Here is a 23,751-nt window from a genome sequence, read left to right on the forward strand (position 1 = left end):
AGTGACACTGATTTGCCCAATCGCGATGGACGAAGGTTTACGCTTCGCAATTCGTGAAGGTGGTCGTACAGTTGGTGCTGGTGTAGTAGCTAAAATCATCGCTTAATAGCGGTAGAGATTAGTTTGAAAAGGAAGCTTCGGCTTCCTTTTTTGTTTAAGGGCTGGTTTTATCGGTAAATTTGTGTAGAATGCTCGCCACTCTGAAGTTAAATAGTTTTTTTGATGACTATTTACACAGCGGGCTTGATATCTCAATTTAGATGAGTATAATTGCCCCCTCGTTGACTTAGGTCTACGAATAAAATGATTAGTCAATTAAGTTAATCATTATCATAGCGGCTCCGATTGGGAGCCGAACGGTTAAATCATCTCGCTCTGCTTTTCCATTTGGAAGAAGCTAGAGGGTGATTTTTTATATGTCCATTTTAGGAGCTCTGGTCAATGCAGAACCAAAGAATCCGTATCCGTTTAAAGGGATTTGATCATCGCTTAATTGATCAATCTACAGCGGAAATCGTTGAAACTGCTAAGCGTACAGGCGCTCAAGTACGTGGTCCAATTCCACTACCTACGCGTAAAGAGCGTTATACCATTTTGATCTCTCCGCACGTTAATAAAGATGCTCGTGACCAGTATGAATTACGTACACACAAGCGCCTGGTTGACATCGTAGAGCCAACTGAAAAGACTGTAGACGCATTAATGCGTTTAGATCTTGCGGCTGGTGTCGACGTACAGATTAGCTTGGGTTAATTGAGATCCTTAGAAGAGGTTTGAGAGATGGCTATCGGTCTTATTGGTCGTAAAGTTGGTATGACTCGCATCTTTACTGAAGATGGTGTTTCAATACCTGTTACAGTAATTGAAGTTGCTGGCAATCGTGTTACTCAAGTGAAAACTTTAGAAACTGACGGATACCGCGCGCTTCAAGTTACTACTGGTACCAAAAAAGCCAATCGCATTACTAAACCAGAAGCAGGTCACTTTGCCAAGAGCGGTGTTGAAGCCGGTCGTGGTTTGTGGGAAGTGCGTCTGGCAGACGGTGAAGGCGAGGGCATTGAAGTTGGTGCTGAGCTAAATGTTGATATTTTCGCTGATGTAGCGAAAGTTGATGTTACTGGTCAATCAAAAGGTAAAGGTTTCCAAGGCGGCGTTAAGCGTTGGAACTTCCGTACTCAAGATATGACTCACGGTAACTCTTTGTCGCACCGCTCGAATGGTTCTATCGGTCAGAACCAAACGCCTGGTCGCGTATTCAAAGGCAAAAAAATGTCAGGCCATATGGGTGCCGAGCGTGTTACTACTCAAAATCTAGTTGTAGTTCGTGTAGATGTTGAGCGTAACCTGCTACTAGTCCGTGGCGCTGTTCCTGGCGCTACCAATGGCGACTTGATTATCAAGCCTGCCGTTAAAGCTTAAGGTCTGAGGAGATAGTAATGGAATTGGTATTGAAAGACGCGCAAAGCGCTCTTGAAGTTTCCGAAACTACCTTCGGCCGTGACTTTAACGAGGCACTGGTTCATCAGGTAGTTGTAGCATACGCTGCAAACGCGCGTCAGGGCACTCGTGCTCAAAAGACTCGTACGGAAGTAACTGGCTCAGGCAAAAAGCCTTGGCGCCAAAAAGGAACTGGCCGTGCTCGTGCTGGTTCTGTGAAAGGCCCAATCTGGCGTGGTGGTGGCGTAACATTCGCTGCTAAAACCCAAGATCACAGCCAAAAAGTTAACAAAAAGATGTACCGCGGCGCGCTGAGAAGCATTCTGTCTGAATTGGTACGTCAAGAGCGTTTGGTTGTTGTTGAATCTTTCGGTGTTGAAGCTCCTAAAACTAAAGAGCTGAAAGCGAAATTGAAAGCAATGAACCTAGAAGACGTTCTGATTGTGACTGCAGAAGTTGATGAGAACTTATTCTTAGCAGCTCGTAACCTGTACAAGGTTGACGTTCGTGACGTAGCGGGTCTAGACCCAGTGAGTCTGATCGCGTTCAACACTGTGCTTGTGACTGCTGACGCAGTGAAGCAAATCGAGGAGATGCTAGCATGATGATCCGCGAAGAACGTTTGCTAAAAGTTATTCTCGCTCCACACATCTCTGAAAAGAGCACTGTGAACGCTGAGAAGCACAACACTGTTGTTTTCCGCGTAGCTATCGATGCAACTAAAGCTGAAATTAAAGCTGCTGTTGCCAAGCTATTTGAAGTTGAAGTTGATTCAGTTCGCACTTTAGTGAGCAAAGGCAAAACTAAACGCACTGGTGGCCGTACTGGCCGTCGTAGCGATTGGAAAAAAGCCTATGTGACTCTAGCTGCTGGTGCTGACATCGATTTCGTCGGCGGCGCTGAGTAAGCAAAGGAGAATTATCATGGCAGTTATTAAGTGTAAGCCAACCTCTCCAGGTCGTCGCCACGTAGTTAAAGTGGTGAACACTGACCTGCATAAGGGTAAACCCTTTGCTGGCCTGTTGGCGAAAAAATCTAAAAGTGGTGGCCGTAACAATACTGGCCGTATCACTGTCCGTCACGTAGGTGGTGGTCATAAGCAGCATTATCGTCTAATCGACTTCAAACGCGATAAAGATGGTATCCCTGCAAAGATTGAGCGTCTGGAATACGATCCAAACCGTACAGCTAACATCGCGTTAGTATTGTATGCGGATGGTGAGCGTCGTTATATTCTTGCTGCCAAAGGCATGCAAGCTGGCGATAAGATCCAGTCTGGTGTTGCTGCCGAGATCAAAACCGGTAACGCTATGCCACTGCGCAACATCCCAGTAGGTTCTGTAGTACACGCAGTTGAAATGAAGCCTGGTAAAGGTGCTCAGATCGCTCGTTCTGCAGGTGCTTATGTACAAGTTGTTGCTCGTGATGGCGCATATGCCACTCTACGTCTTCGCTCTGGCGAAATGCGTAAAGTGCCAGTTGATTGCCGCGCGACATTTGGTGAAGTTGGTAATGCTGAACACATGCTACGCCAGTTAGGTAAAGCAGGTGCTAAGCGCTGGAGAGGCATACGTCCTACAGTGCGCGGTGTTGCAATGAACCCAGTAGACCATCCACACGGTGGTGGTGAAGGCCGTACTTCTGGTGGTCGTCACCCAGTGACTCCATGGGGTGTGCCAACTAAGGGTTATAAAACTCGTAGTAACAAGCGCACTGACAAGTACATCGTACGTCGTCGTAATAAATAGTAAGAGGATTCGCCATGCCACGTTCTCTCAAGAAAGGTCCCTTCATTGACCTGCACTTGCTGAAGAAGGTAGAGAAAGCGATGGAAGCCGGTGACAAAAAGCCTATTAAGACTTGGTCACGTCGCTCTATGATCATTCCAAATATGATTGGTTTGACCATCGCTGTCCATAATGGTCGTCAGCACGTTCCTGTGTTCGTAACTGACGAAATGATCGGCCACAAACTTGGTGAATTTTCACCAACTCGCACTTATCGCGGCCATGCTGCAGATAAGAAAGCGAAGAAGCGCTAATACGGGAGGAATAAGATGGAAGTTTTAGCTAAACATCGTTTTGCCCGTACGTCTGCGCAGAAGGCCCGTCTGGTTGCCGATCAAATTCGTGGTTTGCCTGTTGCTAAGGCCCTCGAAATATTGACTTTCAGCCCGAAAAAAGCCGCCGTACTGGTTAAAAAAGTACTTGACTCAGCTATCGCAAACGCCGAACACAACGAAGGTGCGGATATTGATGAGCTAAAAGTTGGGGCCGTCTTTGTTGACGAAGGTCCAACTATGAAGCGTATCATGCCACGTGCTAAAGGCCGCGCTGATCGTATCATGAAGCGTACCAGCCACATTACTGTGGTTGTATCAGATCGCTAGGAGAGAGCAATGGGACAGAAAGTACATCCTAATGGTATCCGTCTGGGTATCACCAAGCCTTGGATCTCTACCTGGTACGCAGATAAGTCAGATTATGCAAATAATCTGAACAGCGACTGGGAAGTGCGTAAGTTTCTTGTAGAGAAGTTACAAGCTGCGTCAGTATCTAAGATTGTTATCGAACGTCCAGCGAAAAGCATCCGCGTTACGATTCACACTGCCCGTCCAGGCGTTGTGATTGGTAAGAAAGGTGAAGACGTTGAAGTATTGCGTGCCGCAGTGTCAAAACTGGCTGGTACTCCTGCTCAAATTAACATCGCTGAGATCCGTAAACCTGAGCTAGATGCCAAGTTAGTTGCTGATTCAATTGCACAGCAATTAGAGCGTCGCGTAATGTTCCGTCGTGCTATGAAGCGCGCAGTACAAAACGCAATGCGTATTGGTGCTCAAGGTATCAAAGTTCAAGTTAGTGGCCGTTTAGGCGGAGCTGAGATTGCGCGTGATGAGTGGTATCGTGAAGGTCGTGTACCTTTACATACTTTGCGTGCTGATATCGACTATTCCACATCTGAAAGTCACACCCAATACGGTGTGATTGGCGTTAAAGTTTGGATCTTCAAAGGTGAAGTTCTGGATGGAATGCTGCCACAGATTGAAGAGCCGAAGCAGCAGCAACCTAAGCGCAAGCCTCGTGGTAAATAGGAGAGCCGGCAATGCTGCAACCTAAACGTATGAAGTTTCGCAAGATGTTCAAAGGCCGTAACCGCGGTCTAGCGAACGGTACCGAAGTTAGCTTTGGTACATTTGGTCTGAAAGCAGTCGGCCGTGGCCGTTTAACTGCACGTCAGATCGAATCTGCACGTCGTGCCATGACACGTCACATTAAGCGTCAGGGACAAATTTGGATTCGAGTTTTCCCGGACAAGCCGATTACCTCTAAGCCTCTTGAAGTGCGTATGGGTAAAGGTAAAGGTAACGTTGAATACTGGGTATGTCAGATTCAACCTGGTAAGGTTCTTTATGAGATGAATGGTGTTTCTGAAGTGATCGCTCGTGAAGCGTTTGCTTTAGCTGCTGCCAAGCTTCCAATTAAGACTACCTTCGTAACTAAGACGGTGATGTAATGAAAGCGAGCGAACTGAGAGAAAAGAGCGTTGAAGAACTGAACGCTGAACTACTTGGTCTGCTGCGTGAGCAGTTCAACCTGCGTATGCAACACGCCACTGGTCAGTTGACTCAGACTCATCAACTGAAATTAGTGCGCCGTAATATTGCGCGCGTTAAGACCATTATTACTTCTAAGGCGGGTGCATAATGTCTGATAAAATCCGTACTTTGCAGGGTCGTGTAACTAGCAACAAAATGGACAAGTCCATTACTGTTGCTATCGAACGCCAAGTGAAACACCCAATTTATGGGAAATACATTAAGCGTACGACTAAGATCCATGCACATGACGAAACTAATCAGTGCAATGAAGGCGATTTAGTAGCAATTCGCGAATGTCGTCCTTTGTCTAAGACTAAATCTTGGACCCTGGTTGAAGTAGTATCAAAGGCCTAAGTTAATTAGGTATTTAGGTAAACGGCTCCAGAATGTGGGGCCGTTTGTTTTTTAATACTATACATTCCACTTTTATGGTGGTATATTTGCGCGCCATTTTTGACTAAATACTTAGCAAAAATGAGTGTTTTTATTGTCCCATAGTGGGAATTGTGTAGTAACGATAGCGGAGCACTTAAAATGATCCAAATGCAATCGACTCTTGACGTCGCATGTAACAGCGGCGCACGCAGAGTTCAGTGTATTAAGGTCTTGGGTGGCTCTCATCGTCGTTATGCCGGTATCGGCGACATTATCAAAGTTTCTGTAAAAGAAGCAATTCCTCGCGCTAAAGCGAAGAAAGGTGATGTGTATAACGCGGTGGTAGTCCGTACTAAGAAAGGCGTACGTCGTCCAGACGGTTCTGTCATTCGCTTCGATCGGAATGCAGCGGTTCTTTTGAACAACAACCTGCAGCCGATTGGTACTCGTATCTTTGGACCAGTGACACGTGAATTGCGTAATGAACAATTCATGAAAATTGTCTCGCTGGCACCAGAAGTACTGTAAGGAGCTTCAAAATGGCAGCTAAAATACGTCGTGAAGACGAAGTGATTGTATTAGCAGGTAAAGACAAGGGTAAACGTGCAAAAGTTTCTCAAGTCCTTCCTACTGGTAAATTGATTCTTGAAGGTATCAATCTTGTCAAAAAACACCAAAAGCCAAACCCACAATTGGGCGTAGCTGGCGGTATTGTTGAGAAAGAAGCACCGATACAAGCATCAAATGTAGCGATTTTCAACTCTGCCACTGGCAAAGCTGATCGCGTTGGTTTCCGCTTTGAAGACGGCAAAAAAGTTCGTTTCTTCAAATCGAACAGTGAACTCGTTAAGTAATTGGAGTAAACGATGGCGAAACTGCATGATAAATACCAAGAGACTGTTGTCGCTGAACTTGCTAAAAAGTTCGGTTATACCAGTGTCATGCAAGTCCCTCGGATTGAGAAAATCACCCTGAACATGGGTGTTGGCGAAGCTGTTGCAGACAAAAAAGTTATGGAGCATGCGCTCCGTGATATGACTGCGATCGCTGGTCAAAAACCAGTAGTGACTGTTGCTCGTAAATCAGTTGCTGGTTTTAAAATCCGTGAAGGCTACCCTATTGGCTGTAAAGTGACCCTGCGCGGTGAGCGTATGTGGGAATTCTTAGAGCGTTTAGTCGATATCGCAATCCCACGTATTCGTGACTTCCGTGGTCTGAGCGCTAAAGCGTTCGATGGCCGTGGTAACTACGCAATGGGCGTGCGTGAGCAGATCATTTTCCCAGAGATCGATTACGATAAAATCGATAAAATTCGCGGTATGGATATTGTTATCACTACCTCTGCGAAGACTGATGAAGAAGGTCGTGCTTTGTTAGACGCTTTTAACTTCCCATTCAAGAAATAAGGGTAGCGTAATGGCAAAAACATCAATGAAAGCACGTGAAGTTAAACGTGCACAGCTCGTAGCTAAGTATGCTGAGAAGCGTGCGGCTCTGAAAGCTATTATTGTAAGTCCAGCTTCTTCTGACGAAGATCGTTGGGATGCAGTATTAAAGCTGCAAGCTTTACCACGTGATTCCAGCGCAGCGCGTCAACGCAATCGTTGTAATCAAACTGGTCGCCCACATGGTTTCCTACGTAAATTCGGCTTAAGCCGTATCAAGTTACGTGAAGCAACCATGCGTGGTGAAGTTCCTGGCCTACGTAAGGCTAGCTGGTAAGCACTTGTCACGGAGTAAGCTAATATGAGCATGCAAGATCCTATTGCGGATATGTTAACCCGTATTCGTAACGGCCAAGCTGCTAACAAAGTATCTGTGAAGATGCCTTCTGCTAAGTTGAAAGTCGCTATTGCGAAACTGCTTAAAGAAGAAGGTTACATCGCTGATTACGCCGTAGCAGATGAAGCCAAGCCTGAACTGGAAATTACTTTAAAGTATTTCCAAGGCCAACCAGTCGTTGAGACTATCCAGCGCGTAAGTCGTCCTGGTCTTCGTATTTACAAAGGTAAAAACGAACTTCCAAAGGTGATGGGCGGACTGGGTGTCGCAATTGTGTCCACTTCTAAAGGCTTGATGACTGATCGTGCCGCCCGCCTTGCAGGCATGGGTGGCGAGGTTATCTGCTACGTAGCATAAGGAGCTAGGAATGTCTCGTGTAGCAAAAGCACCAGTATCTATTCCAGCTGGCGTAGAGGTGACCTTAAACGAACAGACCCTGACCGTCAAAGGCGCGAAAGGTAGTCTGACTCGAGTGATCAACAATGCGGTCAATGTTGTTATTGAAGATGGCGTAGTTAAGTTTCTTCCTGTTGAAGGCGTTGTTAACGCTTGGGCACAGGCTGGTACTACTCGTGCATTAGTAAACAACATGGTTGTTGGTGTATCTCAAGGTTTTGAGCGTAAACTGAAGTTAGTTGGTGTTGGTTACCGTGCGAAACTCGTCGGAGCTGATATTGACCTGACTCTAGGTTTCTCTCATCCGTTAGTACACAAACTGCCCGCAGGCGTTACTGCAGAGTGCCCTAGCCAAACTGACATCGTCCTTCGTGGCGTTGATAAACAGTTAATTGGTCAAGTCGCTGCTGAGATTCGCGGATATCGTCCACCAGAGCCATATAAAGGCAAGGGTGTTCGCTATGACGACGAAGTAGTACGCCGTAAAGAGGCTAAGAAGAAGTAGGTAATGCGATATGGATAAGAAAACATCTCGCTTACGTCGCGCTATTCGCGCTCGTAAGAAGATCCAAGAGCTGGGCGTGAACCGTCTGGTTGTACATCGTACACCGCGTCACATTTATGCTCAGGTGATCAATCCTGAAGCTCAGGTGGTGGCAGCTGCTTCAACCGTGGAAAAAGCGGTTAAAGAGCAACTGAAGAGTACCGGTAACGTAGACGCGGCGAAAGCAGTAGGTAAGTTTGTTGCTGAGCGCGCGATCGAAAAAGGCGTAACTTCTGTTGCGTTCGATCGTTCTGGTTTCAAGTATCACGGTCGTGTAGCTGCTCTAGCAGATGCTGCTCGTGAAGCTGGCCTCCAGTTCTAAGGGGTTATAAAAATGGCTAAATTAGAAGCTCAGCAAAAAGACGATCTGCAAGAAAAATTGATTGCAGTTAATCGTGTTTCTAAAGTAGTTAAGGGCGGTCGTATCTTTAGCTTCACAGCACTAACTGTAGTGGGTGATGGTAATGGTAAGATCGGCTATGGCTATGGTAAAGCGCGTGAAGTTCCAGCAGCAATTCAAAAAGCTATGGAAAAAGCCCGTCGCAACATGGTGACCGTGGAGTTGAACGCAGGTACTCTGCATCACCCAGTTAAAGGTCGTCATACTGGTTCACGTGTATACATGCAACCAGCATCACAGGGTACCGGTATTATTGCCGGTGGCGCAATGCGTGCCGTATTAGAAGTAGCAGGCGTTCATAACGTTCTGTCAAAAGCATACGGTTCTACTAACCCGATCAACATCGTTCGCGCGACTGTAGATGCATTGGTGCACATGAAGTCACCATCGCAAATCGCAGCTAAGCGTGGCCTGAATGTTGACGAAATTCGGGGGTAATGCACCATGGCAACTAAAACTGTAAAAGTTACTCAGACTAAGAGCGGTATCGGTCGTTTGCCGAAGCACCGTGCAACCTTAACGGGTCTAGGTCTGCGTCGCATTGGTCACACTGTTGAATTAGAAGATACTCCTTCTGTTCGCGGTATGATCAACAAGGTCTACTACATGGTTAAGGTGGAGGATTAATAGATGCGTTTAAATACTCTATCTCCAGCTGCAGGCTCTAAGCATGCACCAAAGCGTGTAGGCCGTGGTATGGGTTCAGGCTTAGGTAAAACTGCGGGTCGTGGTCATAAAGGCCAAAAATCTCGTTCTGGTGGCGGTGTACGCCCTGGATTCGAGGGTGGTCAAATGCCACTGAAGATCCGTTTACCTAAATTTGGTTTTACCTCGCGTCGCGCTATGGTAACAGCTGAAGTTCGTGTACTCGAACTGGCAAAAGTTAACGGTGATGTTATCGACTTAAACGCTCTGAAAGATGCGAACGTTATTACTCGCAACATCCAGTTTGCGAAAATTGTTCTTTCAGGTACCATTGAGCGCCCTGTGACTGTCAAAGGTCTAAAGGTAACCAAAGGTGCACGTGCAGCAATTGAAGCTGCTGGCGGTAAGATCGAGGAATAATACGTCGATGGCAAAACCAGGACTTGATTTAAAAAGCGCGAAAGGCGGATTTTCAGAACTGAAAGCTCGCCTCCTGTTCGTGATTGGTGCGATTATCGTCTTTAGGGCCGGTTCGTTTGTGCCAATTCCTGGTATTGACGCAGCTGTATTAGCAGAGCTGTTTGCTCAGCAAAGTGGGACCATCCTAAGCATGTTTAACATGTTTTCGGGTGGTGCCCTTGAGCGCGCTTCTATCTTTGCATTAGGTATCATGCCGTATATTTCGGCATCGATCATTATGCAGTTGTTGACTGTAGTGCATCCTGCACTTGCTGAATTGAAAAAAGAAGGCGAGTCAGGACGTAAGAAAATCAGTCAATATACACGATGGGGCACACTCGTGCTGGGTACATTCCAGTCGGTCGGTATTGCAACCGGGTTACCAAACTTAGTGCCAGGCCTTGTGGTCAACATTGGATTTGGATTCTACTTTGTTGCGGTTGTGAGCTTAGTGACGGGAACGATGTTCCTCATGTGGCTAGGTGAGCAGATTACCGAACGTGGTATAGGTAACGGTATCTCGATTTTGATTTTCGCGGGTATTGTTGCTGGATTACCTTCCGCTATCGGCCAAACGGCTGAGCAGGCGCGTCAAGGTGACTTGAATGTGTTAGTATTGTTGTTGCTCGCGGTAATTGTATTTGCTGTGACTTATTTCGTAGTGTTTGTGGAACGTGGTCAACGTCGTATCGTCGTTAACTATGCTAAGCGCCAGCAGGGCCGTAAGGTGTTCGCTGCGCAAAGTACACATTTACCACTGAAAATAAACATGGCGGGTGTAATCCCCCCAATTTTTGCGTCAAGCATCATTTTGTTTCCAGGAACACTGGCTCAGTGGTTCGGTCAAAATGAGTCTATGTCATGGTTAAGTGATTTTTCACTTGCTGTGTCTCCTGGACAGCCGCTTTACTCATTATTGTATGCAGCAGCAATTATTTTCTTCTGTTTCTTCTATACTGCGTTGGTGTTTAACCCACGTGAGACAGCTGATAACCTGAAGAAAAGTGGTGCATTCATCCCTGGGATCCGTCCTGGAGAACAGACTTCGCGTTACATTGATAAAGTAATGACCCGTTTGACATTGGCAGGCGCGTTATACATAACCTTTATCTGCTTAATTCCGGAGTTCATGTTAATTGCGTGGAAAGTACAGTTCTATTTTGGCGGTACTTCACTACTAATTATGGTAGTCGTGATCATGGACTTCATGGCTCAGGTTCAGACCCATATGATGTCTCATCAGTATGAGTCTGTGATGAAGAAAGCTAACCTAGTAAACAAAGCAAATTTAGATCGCTTTGGTCGCTAATTAGCTTTACGGAGTGATGAAATGAAAGTTCGAGCTTCCGTGAAGAAGATCTGCCGTAATTGCAAGATCGTCAAGCGTAGTGGCGTTGTACGCGTTATCTGTGTTGAACCAAAACACAAACAGCGTCAAGGCTAAAAAGTAATTTGTTCAGCCCATGAATTGGGCTGAACAAAATTTTGTTTGCAAATCTGTCGGCTGTCGAGTATCCTTTCGGGCTTTTCGCAGTTGGCCTTTAACTTTAAGGAGTGCATAGTGGCCCGTATCGCTGGCATTAACATTCCTGATCAAAAGCACACAGTCATTGCATTGACTGCAATTTTCGGCATCGGCCGTACTCGCGCAAGAGCAATCTGCGCGGCTACAGCAATCGCTGAAACTGCTAAGATCAAGGAATTGAGCGAAGCTCAAATAGACACACTACGCGAAGAAGTTGCCAAATACATTGTAGAAGGTGACTTACGTCGTGAGATTTCAATGAACATCAAGCGTCTTATGGATCTTGGTTGTTATCGTGGTCTCCGCCATCGCCGTAGCCTGCCTCTCCGTGGGCAACGTACTAAGACCAATGCGCGTACGCGTAAAGGTCCACGTAAACCTATTAGAAAGTAACGGGAAGGTAAAGCAATGGCTAAAGTTCCGTCACGTTCTCCGCGTAAGCGCGTACGTAAACAGGTTGCAGATGGCATGGCTCATATCCATGCTTCTTTCAACAACACTATTGTCACCATTACAGATCGTCAAGGTAATGCGTTGTCATGGGCTACTTCAGGTGGTTCAGGTTTCCGTGGTTCACGTAAATCTACTCCATTTGCTGCACAGGTGGCTGCTGAGCGTGCAGGTGCTGCTGCTCAAGACTACGGTTTAAAAAACCTTGAAGTGTTTGTGAAGGGTCCAGGTCCAGGTCGTGAGTCAGCCATTCGTGCGCTGAACGCTGTTGGTTATAAAATTACCAACATTACCGATGTGACGCCGATCCCTCATAATGGTTGTCGTCCTCCTAAAAAGCGTCGTGTATAACGCCGTTTCATTAGGATAGTTGGAGAAAGATCATGGCAAGATACTTGGGTCCCAAGCTCAAGCTCAGCCGCCGAGAAGGTACAGACCTTTTCTTAAAAAGCGGTGTGAGAGCAATCGATTCAAAGTGTAAACTGGAAACTGCACCTGGACAACATGGCGCTCGTAAGCCACGTTTGTCTGAGTACGGTACTCAGTTACGCGAAAAACAAAAAGTTCGTCGTATTTACGGTGTGTTAGAAAAACAATTCCGTAATTACTACAAAGATGCTGCACGTCTGAAAGGCAACACTGGTGAAAACCTGTTGCAACTTTTAGAAACCCGTTTAGATAACGTTGTTTATCGTATGGGCTTTGGTGCTACTCGTGCAGAATCACGTCAGCTAGTAAGCCATAAATCAATTATGGTTAACGGTCGTGTTGTTAACATTCCGTCATTCAAAGTGTCTGCGAATGATGTTGTGAGCATCCGCGAGAAGTCACGCACTCAAGCTCGTATCAAAGCGGCTTTAGAAGTGGCAGCTCAACGCGAGAAGCCTACATGGGTTGAAGTCGACAACGCGAAAATGGAAGGTGCTTTTAAGCGCGTTCCAGAACGTAGCGATTTGTCTGCGGAAATTAACGAACAGCTGATCGTCGAGCTTTACTCTAAGTAAAGCTAACAAACAAGAGAGGACACAATGCAGGGTTCTGTTACAGAATTTCTTAAACCGCGTCTCGTTGATATCGAGCAGGTTAACTCAACACGTGCCAAGGTTACATTGGAACCACTTGAGCGTGGTTTCGGCCACACTTTAGGTAACGCGTTGCGTCGCATCCTATTGTCGTCTATGCCCGGCTGCGCGGTTACCGAAGTCGAGATTGACGGTGTACTGCACGAATACAGCAGTAAGGAAGGCGTACAAGAAGATATCCTTGAGATCTTGTTAAACCTGAAAGGGTTAGCAGTGACTATCGAGGGTAAAGACGAGGCTATGCTTACGTTGAGCAAGTCCGGCGCAGGCCCTGTCATCGCAGCAGATATCACGCATGATGGTGATGTCACTATCGTGAATCCTGATCATATTATCTGTCATTTGACAGGTAATAATGATATCAGCATGCGTATTCGCGTTGAGCGTGGTCGTGGTTATGTGCCAGCATCTGCCCGTGCACAGACCGAAGACGATGATCGCCCAATCGGCCGTTTGCTGGTTGATGCTTCTTTCTCGCCAGTTGCACGTATTGCCTACAATGTAGAAGCAGCTCGTGTTGAACAGCGTACTGACTTGGATAAACTCGTTATCGATATGACCACTAATGGTACTATCGATCCTGAGGAAGCTATCCGTCGTTCTGCAACAATTTTGGCTGAACAGCTAGATGCGTTTGTTGAGCTGCGTGACGTGACTGAGCCAGAATTGAAAGAAGAGAAACCGGAGTTCGATCCGATTCTGTTGCGTCCTGTCGACGATTTAGAGCTAACTGTACGTTCGGCTAACTGCTTGAAAGCCGAAGCGATTCATTACATCGGAGATCTGGTACAGCGTACTGAAGTTGAGCTGTTGAAAACCCCTAACTTAGGTAAGAAATCTCTTACAGAAATTAAGGACGTTTTAGCTTCTCGCGGACTGTCGTTAGGTATGCGTTTGGAAAACTGGCCTCCAGCTAGTTTAGCAGACGACCTATAAGTCTCAGGTTTGTACAGATTTAGGTTATAAGGATTAGGTCATGCGCCATCGTAAGAGTGGTCGTCAACTTAACCGCAACAGCAGCCACCGCCAAGCTATGTTCCGTAACATGGCAAGCTCACTGGTTCGTCATGAGATCATCAAGACAACCGTAGCTAAAGCGAAAGAACTGCGTCGCGTAGTTGAGCCTCTGATAACACTTGCTAAGAGTGACAGCGTTGCAAACCGTCGTTTAGCGTTTGCACGTACTCGCGACGCTGAAGTCGTAGGTAAGTTATTTACTGAGTTGGGTCCACGTTACCAGGAACGTCCTGGTGGCTATACCCGTATCCTTAAGTGCGGTTTACGTGCTGGTGATAAAGCCCCAATGGCTTACATCGAGCTAGTTGGTCGCCCAGAAGCTGCTCAAGCTGTTGATGTTGAAGCTGCTGAGTAATTAAGGTTACATAATTAAAAAACCGGGCAATTGCCCGGTTTTTTTATATCAATTATTTACAACTCCTCTACCCAAGTGGGTTGTTTCTCAATTTATCGAGGTAGTGTAATTTCCCATTTTGCGAGCCCTTGCCGACTCAACACAAACTTACCAAGGTCATCTATAACAGGGAAGATATATGCGGTTTTTTCGCTTGTAAGGATCCTTACCGCCATAGCTGCTGCGATCTTGCCGTGGTTATAACCTCAAGCACGTAGCCTCAAATGTCCCCCCCCTTCAGCCGAGATACTGAAGTCCCAAAAGCCGAAATTAGGTACAGGTGTATTATTGGCTATCCATTTTATGAGTTGATTCGCTTCACTGACTGATTTTCATCATCTCTCACTGCCTGATCAAGTGCGACGACTATGGCGTTATACCTGATAGTACATGTTGTTGCCAATCTTTTAGGCGTGCAAGTTGAATGACAGTGACTTCCACATTTCCCAGTATACGTGATAGCTGGTTACTGATGTAGTCTGCGGTAATGCTAGATGTTTCACCTTGGTCAAAAATGACTAATATTCATCTTTGCACAGTCTTAGGCAACAAACCTTGGATAAGTAGGAGTGAGCATCTGAGTAAGGGTAATAAAAAAGCCTCGCGAAGAGGCTTTATTGGTGGTTTATATTCTACTACTGAGTGTCAGGCGCTTTTTGCTGACTGTAGTCGAGTTTTTCGTGTTTCTGACCCATAGCTTCCGCCACTTCTGGTGGCATATAGTTTTCATCATGCTTAGCTAATACTTCAGTTGCTTCTAGTTTGCCATCAGCACCCAGTACGCCCTGAGCAACAATGCCTTGTCCTTCACGAAATAAATCTGGCAACAGGTCATCATAGGTAACTAGTATTTCGCCACCCAAAGAGTCGTGTACAGCGAATTGTACGTGTAGGCTATCGGGATCGCGAACCATAGAGCCAACCGTCACCATCCCCCCTACACGGATACGTTGTCCGACATCCGGTTTGACCCCAGTATCAGTTTTACCGTGGACAATTTCAGACGGTGTATAGAATAAGTTTAAGTTGGAGTTGAGCGCATAGAGCAAAAGCGAAGTAATCGCGGCAACGCCACCAATCAATGCTACAGCTAACGTCAGTCTTTTTTTGCGTCTTGGATTCACGATTTGGTACTCCTGGTTTCTTTGAGGCGATCTTCACGATTCATCTTTTTAGCGATTTCAATCAAAACTTTGCGCTTTTGGCGTGCACTTGTAATGATGATTATCGATAGACAGAAGAACGTCACTCCATAGGAAAGCCATACATAGAATGCATAGCCGCCCATATTAAAAAAATCACTGATAGAATCGAATTGCATTATTTGACCTCCTCAGCCTTAGCAAGTTCACGCACCCAAGGGCGCATTCCGTTTCTTGCTAAAATTTCAGCTTTAAACCTGACAATAGTAATGGCACCTATCATAAGGCCGAAACCTAAAATATTGATTAAAAGTGGATACAACATCTCTGCTGGCATAGTCGATTTTTCAGTAATGCGGATAGTGGATGGTTGATGCAATGAACTCCACCACTCTACAGAATATTTGATGATCGGAATATTGATCACTCCAACAATCGCTAGGATCCCCGCAGCACGTGCAGCGAGCACCTTATCTTCAAATGAGGCATAGAGTGAGATAACACCTAGATATAAGAACAGTAATACCAGCTCAGAGGTCAAGCGTGCATCCCATACCCACCAAGCCCCCCACATAGGTTTACCCCATGCAGCTCCTGTGAATAGTGCGATAAACGTAATTACTGCACCAATAGGAGCAATCGATGCTGCGGCCCAATCAGCCAGCTTGACTTGCCACACAAGACCGATAAAGGCCGCTGTTGCCATACCCATATAAGCAGCCATCGACATAGAAGCGGCAGGTACATGGATAAAGATAATACGGTAACTATCACCCTGCTGATAATCAGTTGGTGCGAATACTAATCCCCAAATAGTCCCTACGGCAATAAACAGGAAAGCCAAGGTGGCAAACCACGGGAATAATGTTCCTGATAATTTATATGCGCGCTCAGGATCCGCGTAAGGGTGTAACCATTTCCACATTTTAGTTAGTACTCACTCGCAGAGATGCACCTATTGCAAAAGGTGCCAAGGTTAACGAACCGATCAACATAGCGCCAATTATAGCGAGCTGACCATCATAGGGTAAATTCATTCCCGCTGCATCGATTGCACTGGTTGCGAAAATGAGAACCGGAATATATAAGGGTAAAATAAGTAGGCTGAGCAACACACCACCTTTACGCAGCCCGACTGTCAGAGCGACACCAATAGCACCTAATAGCGACAAAACAGGCGTGCCCAGAGCTAAGGTGGCTATCAGTGCACCATAGCTATTGGTATCTAAATTCAGTAGCACAGCGAGTAGCGGTGCGATGATAATTAATGGAACACCGGTTAGTATCCAGTGTGCCAATACTTTTGCTAACACGAGTATCGATAATGGCTGTGGACTCAGGAGCATTTGTTCTAAGCTACCATCGCTAAAATCTGCTTTAAAGAGTCGTTCAAGCGATAGCATGGATGCTAGTAATGCCGCGACCCAAATAATACCGGGTGCAACGCGCGCTAGCATCTGTGGTTCTGGTCCGATCCCTAAGGGGAATAGGGTTACGACCATAATAAAAAATAACAATGGATTAAAAATATCACCGCGGTGACGTACGGCAATTTTAAGATCTCGCTGTAACAAGGTAAAAAATGCCTGAGTAAAGCTGATGCCTCTTTTCATTATGCTTAACCTTATACGAAGCGATAATCTAGACGAATTTTACGAAGCCTATCATCTTTGATAATGCTCATATCTTGGTGAGTCGTAAGAATAACGCACCCACCATTATCTGCATGTTGAATAAACAGCTGCTCAAGTTCTTCAACACCTTTCTTATCAATGGCGGTAAAAGGTTCATCAAGGACCCAAATTTTACAGTTGCTGTGCCAAAGTCTTGCCAATGCGGTTCTGCGATGCTGACCTGCAGATAAATGTCCCGCAAGGGCTTCTTCAAATCCAGTTAAATTAACCTTGGCTAAGATAGAAGGTGCATCGAAGTCATCATAACCACTGATTCTTAAATTGAAATTAAGGTTTTCTTCGGCAGTTAATTCACACTTAACGCCTGCAAGGTGCCCTAAGTACAGTAGGTCTTCGTTGTATTCATCACGGCAACGATTGATATCTTCATTAAGATAAAATGTTTGTCCTGCATAGGGGCGCGAAAGCCCCGCTAAAATGCGCAATAAGCTCGTTTTACCTGCGCCGTTAGGGCCTTCAATTTGGACGATGTCACCAGCATTAATATCAAAACTTAACTCATCAAACAGGATACGTTCTTCGCGGATACATGTCAGCTTGTCCGCTGATACCAGTGTGTTTACTGAAGTTATATTTGTCACTGAACCCTCTATCTCAAGCCGGAAGGAAACACAAGTGATTCTAACACAAACATTATTGCGGGGTTTACACTTGCTTTGTCCTAGATGTCAGCAATTTGATGTGGTTCCAATAACCGCAATATTTATCGAACTTTTTTACGACTTGCTAATATATTAACGAATTTGTCACGCTTGTCGCTTGGCAACTGTTGCGCTGAGATTCTAATCACAAAAAGATGAGATTTATTGAAGTTTGTAGTAATCTTAGCCCGCTATAATGAGTCTGCCTCTAAGGGCAGCGTCGAGCTTTGTACGTATTTGCATTAGGAACATTGAACATGAAAAAACTGTTAGCAATGACTGCAGTCGCTGCTTTGACTATGTCAGTCAACGTTTCAGCTCAAGAAGCTGAGGCTATTTATAATAAGGCATGTACCGTATGCCACAGCATGGGTGTTGCCGGTGCTCCTAAAACTCACAATACTGCTGAATGGGAACCACGCTTAGCTAAGGGTATCGATACTCTGTTGCACAGTGTGAAAACTGGTCTGAACGCTATGCCACCTGGTGGCATGTGTACTGATTGTACTGATGATGATTACAAAGCTGCTATCAAGTTTATGTCTACAGCTAAGTAGTTCTGCAGATATAAAAAAACCGGCGAAAGCCGGTTTTTTTATGCTTAGAATAAACAGTAAGTTATTGCACTTGGGTGTCAAGTACTAGGCTTGCCGTTTCACCTACAACAACTTTGCTTATCTTACCTTGAATATCACCTGCTTGAGGTTTGATATTGCCATTCTTGGAAAGTACGGCGATAACTTCAACGCTAGTGGCTTGGCTTAGTTTTGCATCTCCACCCATGCCAGTGCTGTCATCTAAAGTTACAGTAACGGGTAAGGCACTTGCGCTCACTTTTGTGGCTGCTAAGGGTACTTTAGGACCTTCAGTTGCGCGTGCAAACACAAAAATAGTGTCTTCTGGACTTGCTTTAGCTGCAAGCTCAGGGGAGATAGAAATGGCAATGCTAACCGACTTTTTGCTCACTGCAGCTTGTTTATGTACATCATCATCTGGCATGCCAGAGGTTTCAGCTTGCATGCGCAAGTTTGCCGTTTCAATCGCATTCATTAACGCTGCGCGATCCACATCAGTACGGTCGCTATCGAGAATCGTTTGCCACGATGTAATCGCTTTCTTGTAGTCGGCGATAAAGAAGGAATTCATCCCAACTAATAGCAGTGTTGAAGGATCTTGCGGGTCCATCGCTAAAGATTCATCAATCAATGCTTGGATCTGTGGTGTCATCTGCTGGCCAGCTTTGTAGTACATGGCAGTCGCTTTCGGACCTAATAATTCGGCGTGTTTACCGACTAAGTCCATTACTTTATCGAAGGCGGCAATGGCTTTATCGAATTGATTTGCCGATACATATGCATGGCCTAGGCTGAACCAGGCTTGGCTATTCTCAGGTTCAGCTTGTACTTGAGCTTCGATTGCCTGTATGCGTTGCCCCATGATTTGCGCTGTATCCATACCAGCATGTGGACTGGCTGGTTGGGCTGCACCGATATTTTCGAAAGCCCCTAGATGCTGATATAGGTAACCTGAAATGGCGAGCAACCCCACTGACATTATTGACGGCCAGAGTATGGTTTTTGGCTTAATTTGATTAACCAGTGAATCATCTCCTGCCTGTTGAATATCTTGCAGTAAGCTGATTTCTAATTCTTTTTTAAGAGCATCAAATTCTGTTTGATCTAATAGCTCCTCGCTAAGTTCTTTTTCAAGCGTAGCAAGACGTTCATTGAATAACTCGAGGTTCGTTTGTCTACGAACGCCAGCTTCTTCAGTACGTAACAACTTTTGCTGTCTGAAATGCGGGATCCAAATCAACGTTAGGCTGACTAACACAACAAGCGCAATAAAAATCCAAAATGTCGTCATTGTTTCTATATTCACTTTAGTTTGCAGAAAGCGGTGTTACCGCCGGCTTGGAAGCAAGATTATACGTAAAGATTATTCATTGAACAGTAATATAAGGCATTCATTGCAGTGAAAGCTTATAGTTGGGCACTGGTTCACAAATTGATTCTTATTGTAAATTTTGTATGAAACTTAAGTGTCTTTTACGTGTCACATGCAGAACTGTCGTTCTATGTGACTTTTTTCTCAATATGTGAGAATGAGACAAGTCACCCAGTTTTGTATGAAATAGGCAGACAGGAACAATAGCAAATACTAAAATGAACAAAATTTCGTACGTTTGTGTGAATAACATGTTGTGCGTTGATATAGAGTCGTTCTAAATCAACATATTATTAGAGACTGAGGAAAACCCATGATCCCAGAACTTGGACACTTTTCGTTGATAATCGGAGTGGCTTTTGCCTTTCTGCTCGTCAGCGTTCCCCTTATAGGTGTTGCCCGTAAAGATCAATATCTTGTGAGGTATGCTTGGCCGTTAGCTTACGGAATGTTCTTTTTTATCAGTTTATCCGTTGTTTCACTTGGTTATAGTTTCGCTGTTGATGATTTCTCCGTCGCTTATGTGGCACATCACTCTAACTCCCAGTTACCTATCTTCTTTAAGATTGCGGCCGTATGGGGCGGTCACGAAGGGTCGCTGCTATTTTGGGTGTTTGCATTGACAACTTGGGCCGCTTCTGTCGCCTTATTCAGTAAAGGTTTAGAAGAAGTGTTCACTGCACGTGTACTTGCAGTACTGGCAGTGATCGTGATTGGTTTTAGTTTGTTTATGTTGCTCACATCAAGCCCATTTGAGCGTTTATTTCCAATGCCTGCTGAAGGTCGTGACTTAAATCCAATGTTGCAGGATGTGGGGTTAATATTCCATCCACCTATGTTGTACCTAGGCTACGTTGGTTTTTCCGTCAGTTTTGCCTTTGCAATTGCGGCATTGATGAGTGGACGTCTTGATTCAGCTTGGGCTCGTTGGTCCCGTCCTTGGACATTAGCTGCGTGGGTGTTCCTCACTGGTGGCATTTCTTTAGGATCTTGGTGGGCATATTACGAATTAGGCTGGGGTGGATGGTGGTTCTGGGATCCCGTCGAAAACGCCTCTTTTATGCCATGGCTTATCGGTACAGCGCTTGTCCATTCATTGATTGTGACTGAAAAGCGTGGGGCTTTCCGTAACTGGACGGTATTGCTGTCTATTTTTGCTTTCTCTTTAAGTTTACTCGGCACCTTTATTGTGCGTTCTGGTGTATTGACCTCAGTGCATTCATTTGCGGCCGATCCAAGTCGTGGAATGTTTATTTTACTGTTACTCGGTCTTGCGGTTGGTGGCTCATTAACATTGTTTGCTTTCCGCGCCAGCGAAATGAGTAGCCCAGCACGTTTCGAGTTAAAGTCTAAAGAAACGATGCTACTGGTATGTAACGTGCTACTGACGGTTGCCGCCGGTACTGTGCTATTGGGTACACTATATCCATTGCTAATCGATGCGCTCGGCATGGGTAAGATCTCCGTAGGACCTCCATACTTTAATGCTGTATTTGTGCCTATCGTCTTAGTGTTGTTTGCTTTTATGGGCGTAGGTCCAATTATTCGTTGGAAAAAATCGAAAGCGGGCGAGCTTAAACGTCAGTTATTGATCCCTGCTATGATTGCTGCGGCTATCGGTATTGTGACTCCTTTTATCGTCGATGGTGTATTCAATACTTGGGTTGCCTTGGGTATTGCAGCTGCAGCTTGGATTATTCTAGCTACAGCAAGAGCGGCTTATAACATGGTCAAGTCAAAAGAAGGTGATATCAGTATTAGCCGTATGGGCCGTAGTCAGCTTGGTATGATTTTCGCGCATCTTGGTATTGCTGTTTCTGTGATTGGCGCCACTATGGTATCAAATTACTCGATTGAGAAAAGTGTTCGTATGGGACCTGGTGTAAGCCAAGAACTAGCCGGTTATACCTTCAAGTATTTAGAGACAAAAAATGTCGTTGGCCCAAATTACACTGCTCAGCAGGGGCAAATCGAAATCTATAAAGATGACAAATTGTTAACATTGCTTAAGCCAGATCGCCGTCAATACAATGTGCGAACCATGGATATGACCGAAGCTGGTATTGATTGGGGTCTGTTCCGTGATTTGTATGTGACTATGGGTGATCCTATCAGTACCACAGAGTTTGCGGTGCGTTTGAACTATAAACCTTTTGTTCGTTGGTTATGGTTTGGCTCAATTTTTATGATGATTGGTGGTTTCTTAGCTGCATCAGATAAGCGTTATCGCGCAAAAGTGGCTGCGATTGTTAAGCCACAAGCAGATAAAGCTAAACTGGCAACCGCTTAATAGTTGGGGAATATATGAAGAAGTTGGTTCTGTTTATCCCTTTGGTACTATTTCTTGCCATGGGGGTGTTTTTATACAAAGGGCTATTTTTGAATCCTCAGAAATTGGATTCAGCACTAGAAGGAAAGCCTATTCCGGCTTTCCAGCTAGAACGTTTAGAAACGCCTGGTGAGTTAATTACGAATGAACAGTTAAAAGGTAAGGTGGCATTACTTAACGTATGGGCGACTTGGTGCCCATCTTGTAAGTATGAACACCCCTTTTTAAATATGTTATCGCGGAAAAATATTCTGCCTATATACGGTATCAACTATCGGGATGAGCGTGCGCCTGCAATCGCTGAGTTAAAACGCCAAGGTGACCCCTATACATTGAATATCTTTGATAAAGATGGACGCTTGGGTCTAGATCTTGGGGTTTATGGTGCTCCGGAAAGTTTTATCGTTGATCATAATGGTATTATTCGCTTCCGTTATGCTGGCCCCATTGATCAAAATGTCTGGAGTGAAACGCTATTCCCGATGATCCAGCAATTACAGGCAGAAGCAGCAAAGGATAATGTATCGTGAAAATGTTACTCAAATTAGTAAGTGGGTTGGTGCTGTTATTGAGCATGGTAACCAGTGTCATTGCGACACCAGTAGATACTTACGAATTTAAATCACCAGATAATCAAAAGCGTGCATTATCACTTGCTCACTCTTTGCGTTGTCCACAGTGCCAAAACCAAAACTTAATCGATTCAAATTCTCCAGTTGCCAGTGATCTGCGATTGGAAGTTTTTAAGATGGTTGATGAAGGTAAAGGCGATGATGAGATCATTGAGTTTATGACGAGTCGCTACGGTGAGTTTGTGCTGTACAAACCTAAGATGGAAGCTAAGACTTATGTGCTTTGGTTAGGGCCTATAGGTTTATTATTAATCGGTTTAGTCATTGGTTTTATCTTCATCCGTAAACAGCGCATCAGTGGCAACACTCCTCAGGAGATCAGCGTTGAAGATCAACAAGCATTAGATACCTTACTAAAGCGTAATAGCAAATGAAGCATAAATTAGCGACAGCGTTCATGCTGTCATCTATTTTATTGGGATTTACGATTGGGGTTGTGCATGCCTACCCAGGCATGCAACAGGGGACAAAGCCAGTAACATCCACTATTGATCTGATCAGCGTATTACCTAAGGCCTTTCCAATTGAACCAGCGCCTTTTAATGATGTCGATGGTAAAGCCATCGACTTCAGCCACTATAAAGGTAAGATTGTCATGGTTAACGTGTGGGCAACTTGGTGTCCACCCTGCGTAAGAGAGTTACCCGCAATCGAAAGATTAGCCACTAAGTTCAAAACCGAGGATTTCGCACTCTTACCTATATCCATTGATGCTGATGGTAAACAACAAGTACAACCGTTCTTAAACTCACTCGGCATGGCTAACTTTAACTCCTATTACGATCCACAACAAAACCTTGGTCAAGTGTTTCCACTCGACACAATTCCTGCAACCTTTATCCTAGATCAAAACGGTCAGTTGATTGCATTTGTGCGATCATTCGTGGATTGGGATGACGCCAAAGCAGCGACACTAATCCAAGGATTCATTGATAAAGGGCGCGTAAAGGCTAATTAATCATCGATCTGTTGGAAAAAGAGTCTGCGTTGTTTAAAAGATCGCCATGCGATCTTTTTTCTTTTAAAAAGCGCTTGCGCAAAATCTCCTGCTCCCTATAATGCGCATCCACTGACACGGCAGACAGCGAAAGCAGCCTGATGTGACAGTTCATCGATGAGTTTACTGATTGATGAGCGAAAAGAAAGTTTGCAAAAACTCCTTGACGCGAAACGGGAAATGCGTAGAATACGCAGCCCTGAGTTGACGAGAAGTCAGCCCTAGCCAACTGGAAGCGTTCGACGCTCAGTGTGGTACTCAAGTT

41 protein-coding genes are annotated in these 23,751 nt (G+C 45.1%); 34 read left to right on the forward strand and 7 right to left on the reverse strand.

Going from position 1 to position 23,751, the window contains the following annotated elements; translation table 11 throughout:
* From L2744_RS19425 to rplQ, 29 genes are all read left to right on the forward strand, one after another.
* The coding region (locus tag L2744_RS19425) for an EF-Tu C-terminal domain-related protein (RefSeq protein WP_446539695.1) at window positions 1-106 on the forward strand (106 nt) is incomplete at its 5' end.
* 335 nt (window positions 107-441) lie between these two features.
* On the forward strand, window positions 442-753 hold the full coding sequence (rpsJ, locus tag L2744_RS19430) for a 30S ribosomal protein S10 (protein WP_006083601.1): 312 nt from the start codon (window positions 442-444) through the stop codon (window positions 751-753).
* 27 nt (window positions 754-780) lie between these two features.
* Window positions 781-1,419 (forward strand): 50S ribosomal protein L3, encoded by a 639-nt coding sequence (gene rplC / locus L2744_RS19435; protein WP_248993451.1) that lies wholly within the window; start codon window positions 781-783, stop codon window positions 1,417-1,419.
* 17 nt (window positions 1,420-1,436) lie between these two features.
* Window positions 1,437-2,042, forward strand: coding sequence for a 50S ribosomal protein L4 (gene rplD, locus L2744_RS19440; protein ID WP_248993452.1), 606 nt, complete (start codon window positions 1,437-1,439; stop codon window positions 2,040-2,042).
* On the forward strand, window positions 2,042-2,344 hold the full coding sequence (rplW, locus tag L2744_RS19445) for a 50S ribosomal protein L23 (RefSeq protein WP_025008843.1): 303 nt from the start codon (window positions 2,042-2,044) through the stop codon (window positions 2,342-2,344). Before rplD ends, rplW begins: the two co-directional genes overlap by 1 nt.
* A gap of 16 nt (window positions 2,345-2,360) precedes the next feature.
* Window positions 2,361-3,185, forward strand: coding sequence for a 50S ribosomal protein L2 (rplB, locus tag L2744_RS19450; RefSeq protein ID WP_006083597.1), 825 nt, complete (start codon window positions 2,361-2,363; stop codon window positions 3,183-3,185).
* Window positions 3,186-3,199: 14 nt separating this feature from the next.
* On the forward strand, window positions 3,200-3,478 hold the full coding sequence (gene rpsS, locus L2744_RS19455; RefSeq protein ID WP_006083596.1) for a 30S ribosomal protein S19: 279 nt from the start codon (window positions 3,200-3,202) through the stop codon (window positions 3,476-3,478).
* Between the two features lie 15 nt (window positions 3,479-3,493).
* Complete coding sequence (rplV, locus tag L2744_RS19460; RefSeq protein ID WP_006083595.1) at window positions 3,494-3,826, forward strand: 50S ribosomal protein L22; 333 nt, start codon at window positions 3,494-3,496, stop codon at window positions 3,824-3,826.
* 9 nt (window positions 3,827-3,835) lie between these two features.
* Window positions 3,836-4,528, forward strand: a complete 693-nt coding sequence (rpsC, locus tag L2744_RS19465; RefSeq protein ID WP_011787574.1) for a 30S ribosomal protein S3 — start codon at window positions 3,836-3,838, stop codon at window positions 4,526-4,528.
* 11 nt (window positions 4,529-4,539) lie between these two features.
* Window positions 4,540-4,950, forward strand: a complete 411-nt coding sequence (rplP, locus tag L2744_RS19470; protein ID WP_006083593.1) for a 50S ribosomal protein L16 — start codon at window positions 4,540-4,542, stop codon at window positions 4,948-4,950.
* Window positions 4,950-5,141: a 50S ribosomal protein L29 gene (gene rpmC / locus L2744_RS19475; RefSeq protein WP_007644429.1), complete on the forward strand. Its 192-nt coding sequence runs from the start codon at window positions 4,950-4,952 to the stop codon at window positions 5,139-5,141. The genes rplP and rpmC overlap by 1 nt, the downstream gene beginning before the upstream one ends.
* Entirely contained in the window at window positions 5,141-5,389 is a 249-nt protein-coding gene (rpsQ, locus tag L2744_RS19480; protein ID WP_006083591.1) for a 30S ribosomal protein S17, read from the forward strand. The genes rpmC and rpsQ overlap by 1 nt, the downstream gene beginning before the upstream one ends.
* A 180-nt stretch (window positions 5,390-5,569) precedes the next feature.
* Window positions 5,570-5,938 (forward strand): 50S ribosomal protein L14, encoded by a 369-nt coding sequence (gene rplN, locus L2744_RS19485; protein WP_006083590.1) that lies wholly within the window; start codon window positions 5,570-5,572, stop codon window positions 5,936-5,938.
* 11 nt (window positions 5,939-5,949) lie between these two features.
* Entirely contained in the window at window positions 5,950-6,264 is a 315-nt protein-coding gene (gene rplX, locus L2744_RS19490) for a 50S ribosomal protein L24 (protein ID WP_011787575.1), read from the forward strand.
* 12 nt (window positions 6,265-6,276) lie between these two features.
* The gene (gene rplE, locus L2744_RS19495; protein WP_011787576.1) at window positions 6,277-6,816 is read left to right on the forward strand and encodes a 50S ribosomal protein L5; all 540 of its coding nucleotides are present in this window, start codon (window positions 6,277-6,279) and stop codon (window positions 6,814-6,816) included.
* A 10-nt stretch (window positions 6,817-6,826) separates the two neighbouring features.
* The gene (rpsN, locus tag L2744_RS19500; protein WP_248993453.1) at window positions 6,827-7,132 is read left to right on the forward strand and encodes a 30S ribosomal protein S14; all 306 of its coding nucleotides are present in this window, start codon (window positions 6,827-6,829) and stop codon (window positions 7,130-7,132) included.
* Window positions 7,133-7,156: 24 nt separating this feature from the next.
* Entirely contained in the window at window positions 7,157-7,549 is a 393-nt protein-coding gene (gene rpsH / locus L2744_RS19505) for a 30S ribosomal protein S8 (protein WP_007644434.1), read from the forward strand.
* Window positions 7,550-7,559: 10 nt separating this feature from the next.
* Entirely contained in the window at window positions 7,560-8,093 is a 534-nt protein-coding gene (gene rplF / locus L2744_RS19510; protein WP_248993454.1) for a 50S ribosomal protein L6, read from the forward strand.
* 10 nt (window positions 8,094-8,103) lie between these two features.
* Complete coding sequence (gene rplR / locus L2744_RS19515) at window positions 8,104-8,454, forward strand: 50S ribosomal protein L18 (protein ID WP_007644436.1); 351 nt, start codon at window positions 8,104-8,106, stop codon at window positions 8,452-8,454.
* Window positions 8,455-8,466: 12 nt separating this feature from the next.
* Window positions 8,467-8,970 carry a 30S ribosomal protein S5 gene (gene rpsE / locus L2744_RS19520; RefSeq protein ID WP_011787579.1) on the forward strand — a complete coding sequence of 168 codons (504 nt, stop codon included), beginning with the start codon at window positions 8,467-8,469 and terminating at the stop codon, window positions 8,968-8,970.
* A gap of 6 nt (window positions 8,971-8,976) precedes the next feature.
* Entirely contained in the window at window positions 8,977-9,159 is a 183-nt protein-coding gene (gene rpmD, locus L2744_RS19525) for a 50S ribosomal protein L30 (protein ID WP_006083582.1), read from the forward strand.
* A gap of 3 nt (window positions 9,160-9,162) precedes the next feature.
* Window positions 9,163-9,597 (forward strand): 50S ribosomal protein L15, encoded by a 435-nt coding sequence (gene rplO / locus L2744_RS19530; RefSeq protein WP_006083581.1) that lies wholly within the window; start codon window positions 9,163-9,165, stop codon window positions 9,595-9,597.
* Between the two features lie 7 nt (window positions 9,598-9,604).
* Window positions 9,605-10,945 carry a preprotein translocase subunit SecY gene (gene secY / locus L2744_RS19535; protein WP_011787580.1) on the forward strand — a complete coding sequence of 447 codons (1,341 nt, stop codon included), beginning with the start codon at window positions 9,605-9,607 and terminating at the stop codon, window positions 10,943-10,945.
* A 21-nt stretch (window positions 10,946-10,966) separates the two neighbouring features.
* Complete coding sequence (gene rpmJ / locus L2744_RS19540; protein ID WP_006083579.1) at window positions 10,967-11,080, forward strand: 50S ribosomal protein L36; 114 nt, start codon at window positions 10,967-10,969, stop codon at window positions 11,078-11,080.
* Between the two features lie 117 nt (window positions 11,081-11,197).
* Window positions 11,198-11,554 carry a 30S ribosomal protein S13 gene (rpsM, locus tag L2744_RS19545; RefSeq protein ID WP_198781926.1) on the forward strand — a complete coding sequence of 119 codons (357 nt, stop codon included), beginning with the start codon at window positions 11,198-11,200 and terminating at the stop codon, window positions 11,552-11,554.
* A gap of 15 nt (window positions 11,555-11,569) precedes the next feature.
* Window positions 11,570-11,962, forward strand: coding sequence for a 30S ribosomal protein S11 (rpsK, locus tag L2744_RS19550; RefSeq protein WP_006083577.1), 393 nt, complete (start codon window positions 11,570-11,572; stop codon window positions 11,960-11,962).
* Window positions 11,963-11,994: 32 nt separating this feature from the next.
* Window positions 11,995-12,615: a 30S ribosomal protein S4 gene (gene rpsD / locus L2744_RS19555; protein WP_248993455.1), complete on the forward strand. Its 621-nt coding sequence runs from the start codon at window positions 11,995-11,997 to the stop codon at window positions 12,613-12,615.
* A 24-nt stretch (window positions 12,616-12,639) separates the two neighbouring features.
* Entirely contained in the window at window positions 12,640-13,629 is a 990-nt protein-coding gene (locus L2744_RS19560) for a DNA-directed RNA polymerase subunit alpha (RefSeq protein ID WP_006083574.1), read from the forward strand.
* 40 nt (window positions 13,630-13,669) lie between these two features.
* On the forward strand, window positions 13,670-14,065 hold the full coding sequence (gene rplQ / locus L2744_RS19565; protein WP_007644470.1) for a 50S ribosomal protein L17: 396 nt from the start codon (window positions 13,670-13,672) through the stop codon (window positions 14,063-14,065).
* A gap of 674 nt (window positions 14,066-14,739) precedes the next feature.
* Here rplQ and ccmE read toward each other — a convergent pair.
* The 5 genes from ccmE to ccmA are packed head-to-tail and all read right to left on the reverse strand — an operon-like array spanning window position 14,740 to window position 17,521.
* On the reverse strand, window positions 14,740-15,228 hold the full coding sequence (gene ccmE, locus L2744_RS19570; RefSeq protein WP_248993456.1) for a cytochrome c maturation protein CcmE: 489 nt from the start codon (window positions 15,226-15,228) through the stop codon (window positions 14,740-14,742).
* Window positions 15,225-15,425 carry a heme exporter protein CcmD gene (gene ccmD / locus L2744_RS19575; RefSeq protein ID WP_248993457.1) on the reverse strand — a complete coding sequence of 67 codons (201 nt, stop codon included), beginning with the start codon at window positions 15,423-15,425 and terminating at the stop codon, window positions 15,225-15,227. Before ccmD ends, ccmE begins: the two co-directional genes overlap by 4 nt.
* Window positions 15,425-16,171 carry a heme ABC transporter permease gene (locus L2744_RS19580; RefSeq protein WP_248993458.1) on the reverse strand — a complete coding sequence of 249 codons (747 nt, stop codon included), beginning with the start codon at window positions 16,169-16,171 and terminating at the stop codon, window positions 15,425-15,427. Before L2744_RS19580 ends, ccmD begins: the two co-directional genes overlap by 1 nt.
* A 1-nt stretch (window position 16,172) precedes the next feature.
* Complete coding sequence (gene ccmB / locus L2744_RS19585; RefSeq protein WP_248993459.1) at window positions 16,173-16,859, reverse strand: heme exporter protein CcmB; 687 nt, start codon at window positions 16,857-16,859, stop codon at window positions 16,173-16,175.
* A gap of 11 nt (window positions 16,860-16,870) precedes the next feature.
* Window positions 16,871-17,521 carry a cytochrome c biogenesis heme-transporting ATPase CcmA gene (gene ccmA, locus L2744_RS19590; RefSeq protein ID WP_248993460.1) on the reverse strand — a complete coding sequence of 217 codons (651 nt, stop codon included), beginning with the start codon at window positions 17,519-17,521 and terminating at the stop codon, window positions 16,871-16,873.
* 317 nt (window positions 17,522-17,838) lie between these two features.
* Here ccmA and L2744_RS19595 point away from each other — a divergent pair, with 317 nt between their 5' ends.
* Window positions 17,839-18,138 carry a c-type cytochrome gene (locus tag L2744_RS19595; RefSeq protein ID WP_248993461.1) on the forward strand — a complete coding sequence of 100 codons (300 nt, stop codon included), beginning with the start codon at window positions 17,839-17,841 and terminating at the stop codon, window positions 18,136-18,138.
* 61 nt (window positions 18,139-18,199) lie between these two features.
* On the opposite strand, the gene ccmI is transcribed toward L2744_RS19595, so the two are convergent.
* Window positions 18,200-19,447 carry a c-type cytochrome biogenesis protein CcmI gene (ccmI, locus tag L2744_RS19600; RefSeq protein WP_248993467.1) on the reverse strand — a complete coding sequence of 416 codons (1,248 nt, stop codon included), beginning with the start codon at window positions 19,445-19,447 and terminating at the stop codon, window positions 18,200-18,202.
* A gap of 394 nt (window positions 19,448-19,841) precedes the next feature.
* Here ccmI and L2744_RS19605 point away from each other — a divergent pair, with 394 nt between their 5' ends.
* Genes L2744_RS19605 through L2744_RS19620 form a run of 4 tightly spaced genes read left to right on the forward strand, consistent with a single transcriptional unit; the run spans window position 19,842 to window position 23,447 of the window.
* Window positions 19,842-21,818, forward strand: a complete 1,977-nt coding sequence (locus tag L2744_RS19605; protein ID WP_248993462.1) for a heme lyase CcmF/NrfE family subunit — start codon at window positions 19,842-19,844, stop codon at window positions 21,816-21,818.
* 14 nt (window positions 21,819-21,832) lie between these two features.
* The gene (locus L2744_RS19610) at window positions 21,833-22,387 is read left to right on the forward strand and encodes a DsbE family thiol:disulfide interchange protein (RefSeq protein ID WP_248993463.1); all 555 of its coding nucleotides are present in this window, start codon (window positions 21,833-21,835) and stop codon (window positions 22,385-22,387) included.
* A gap of 2 nt (window positions 22,388-22,389) precedes the next feature.
* A complete protein-coding gene (nrfF, locus tag L2744_RS19615) occupies window positions 22,390-22,863 on the forward strand; it encodes a heme lyase NrfEFG subunit NrfF (RefSeq protein ID WP_283104047.1) in 474 nt (157 codons plus the stop codon).
* Entirely contained in the window at window positions 22,860-23,447 is a 588-nt protein-coding gene (locus L2744_RS19620) for a TlpA disulfide reductase family protein (protein ID WP_248993465.1), read from the forward strand. Before nrfF ends, L2744_RS19620 begins: the two co-directional genes overlap by 4 nt.
* Here the strand turns inward: L2744_RS19620 and L2744_RS19625 are convergent.
* Window positions 23,440-23,751, reverse strand: a 312-nt coding sequence (locus L2744_RS19625) for a hypothetical protein (RefSeq protein ID WP_248993466.1), incomplete at its 5' end; no start/stop codon positions are given. The two genes, L2744_RS19620 and L2744_RS19625, sit on opposite strands and share 8 nt — an antisense overlap.

Source organism: Shewanella profunda (assembly GCF_023283765.1).
Lineage (GTDB): Bacteria > Pseudomonadota > Gammaproteobacteria > Enterobacterales > Shewanellaceae > Shewanella > Shewanella profunda.

Bases quoted from the DNA above. Each gene is read 5' to 3' on its own strand.
- rpsJ (WP_006083601.1), top strand. From the start codon at position 442: ATGCAGAACCAAAGAATCCGTATCCGTTTAAAGGGATTTGATCATCGC.
- rplC (WP_248993451.1), top strand. From the start codon at position 781: ATGGCTATCGGTCTTATTGGTCGTAAAGTTGGTATGACTCGCATCTTT.
- rplD (WP_248993452.1), top strand. From the start codon at position 1,437: ATGGAATTGGTATTGAAAGACGCGCAAAGCGCTCTTGAAGTTTCCGAA.
- rplW (WP_025008843.1), top strand. From the start codon at position 2,042: ATGATCCGCGAAGAACGTTTGCTAAAAGTTATTCTCGCTCCACACATC.
- rplB (WP_006083597.1), top strand. From the start codon at position 2,361: ATGGCAGTTATTAAGTGTAAGCCAACCTCTCCAGGTCGTCGCCACGTA.
- rpsS (WP_006083596.1), top strand. From the start codon at position 3,200: ATGCCACGTTCTCTCAAGAAAGGTCCCTTCATTGACCTGCACTTGCTG.
- rplV (WP_006083595.1), top strand. From the start codon at position 3,494: ATGGAAGTTTTAGCTAAACATCGTTTTGCCCGTACGTCTGCGCAGAAG.
- rpsC (WP_011787574.1), top strand. From the start codon at position 3,836: ATGGGACAGAAAGTACATCCTAATGGTATCCGTCTGGGTATCACCAAG.
- rplP (WP_006083593.1), top strand. From the start codon at position 4,540: ATGCTGCAACCTAAACGTATGAAGTTTCGCAAGATGTTCAAAGGCCGT.
- rpmC (WP_007644429.1), top strand. From the start codon at position 4,950: ATGAAAGCGAGCGAACTGAGAGAAAAGAGCGTTGAAGAACTGAACGCT.
- rpsQ (WP_006083591.1), top strand. From the start codon at position 5,141: ATGTCTGATAAAATCCGTACTTTGCAGGGTCGTGTAACTAGCAACAAA.
- rplN (WP_006083590.1), top strand. From the start codon at position 5,570: ATGATCCAAATGCAATCGACTCTTGACGTCGCATGTAACAGCGGCGCA.
- rplX (WP_011787575.1), top strand. From the start codon at position 5,950: ATGGCAGCTAAAATACGTCGTGAAGACGAAGTGATTGTATTAGCAGGT.
- rplE (WP_011787576.1), top strand. From the start codon at position 6,277: ATGGCGAAACTGCATGATAAATACCAAGAGACTGTTGTCGCTGAACTT.
- rpsN (WP_248993453.1), top strand. From the start codon at position 6,827: ATGGCAAAAACATCAATGAAAGCACGTGAAGTTAAACGTGCACAGCTC.
- rpsH (WP_007644434.1), top strand. From the start codon at position 7,157: ATGAGCATGCAAGATCCTATTGCGGATATGTTAACCCGTATTCGTAAC.
- rplF (WP_248993454.1), top strand. From the start codon at position 7,560: ATGTCTCGTGTAGCAAAAGCACCAGTATCTATTCCAGCTGGCGTAGAG.
- rplR (WP_007644436.1), top strand. From the start codon at position 8,104: ATGGATAAGAAAACATCTCGCTTACGTCGCGCTATTCGCGCTCGTAAG.
- rpsE (WP_011787579.1), top strand. From the start codon at position 8,467: ATGGCTAAATTAGAAGCTCAGCAAAAAGACGATCTGCAAGAAAAATTG.
- rpmD (WP_006083582.1), top strand. From the start codon at position 8,977: ATGGCAACTAAAACTGTAAAAGTTACTCAGACTAAGAGCGGTATCGGT.
- rplO (WP_006083581.1), top strand. From the start codon at position 9,163: ATGCGTTTAAATACTCTATCTCCAGCTGCAGGCTCTAAGCATGCACCA.
- secY (WP_011787580.1), top strand. From the start codon at position 9,605: ATGGCAAAACCAGGACTTGATTTAAAAAGCGCGAAAGGCGGATTTTCA.
- rpmJ (WP_006083579.1), top strand. From the start codon at position 10,967: ATGAAAGTTCGAGCTTCCGTGAAGAAGATCTGCCGTAATTGCAAGATC.
- rpsK (WP_006083577.1), top strand. From the start codon at position 11,570: ATGGCTAAAGTTCCGTCACGTTCTCCGCGTAAGCGCGTACGTAAACAG.
- rpsD (WP_248993455.1), top strand. From the start codon at position 11,995: ATGGCAAGATACTTGGGTCCCAAGCTCAAGCTCAGCCGCCGAGAAGGT.
- L2744_RS19560 (WP_006083574.1), top strand. From the start codon at position 12,640: ATGCAGGGTTCTGTTACAGAATTTCTTAAACCGCGTCTCGTTGATATC.
- rplQ (WP_007644470.1), top strand. From the start codon at position 13,670: ATGCGCCATCGTAAGAGTGGTCGTCAACTTAACCGCAACAGCAGCCAC.
- ccmD (WP_248993457.1), bottom strand. From the start codon at position 15,425: ATGCAATTCGATTCTATCAGTGATTTTTTTAATATGGGCGGCTATGCA.
- L2744_RS19580 (WP_248993458.1), bottom strand. From the start codon at position 16,171: ATGTGGAAATGGTTACACCCTTACGCGGATCCTGAGCGCGCATATAAA.
- ccmB (WP_248993459.1), bottom strand. From the start codon at position 16,859: ATGAAAAGAGGCATCAGCTTTACTCAGGCATTTTTTACCTTGTTACAG.
- L2744_RS19595 (WP_248993461.1), top strand. From the start codon at position 17,839: ATGAAAAAACTGTTAGCAATGACTGCAGTCGCTGCTTTGACTATGTCA.
- ccmI (WP_248993467.1), bottom strand. From the start codon at position 19,447: ATGACGACATTTTGGATTTTTATTGCGCTTGTTGTGTTAGTCAGCCTA.
- L2744_RS19605 (WP_248993462.1), top strand. From the start codon at position 19,842: ATGATCCCAGAACTTGGACACTTTTCGTTGATAATCGGAGTGGCTTTT.
- L2744_RS19610 (WP_248993463.1), top strand. From the start codon at position 21,833: ATGAAGAAGTTGGTTCTGTTTATCCCTTTGGTACTATTTCTTGCCATG.
- nrfF (WP_283104047.1), top strand. From the start codon at position 22,390: ATGTTACTCAAATTAGTAAGTGGGTTGGTGCTGTTATTGAGCATGGTA.
- L2744_RS19620 (WP_248993465.1), top strand. From the start codon at position 22,860: ATGAAGCATAAATTAGCGACAGCGTTCATGCTGTCATCTATTTTATTG.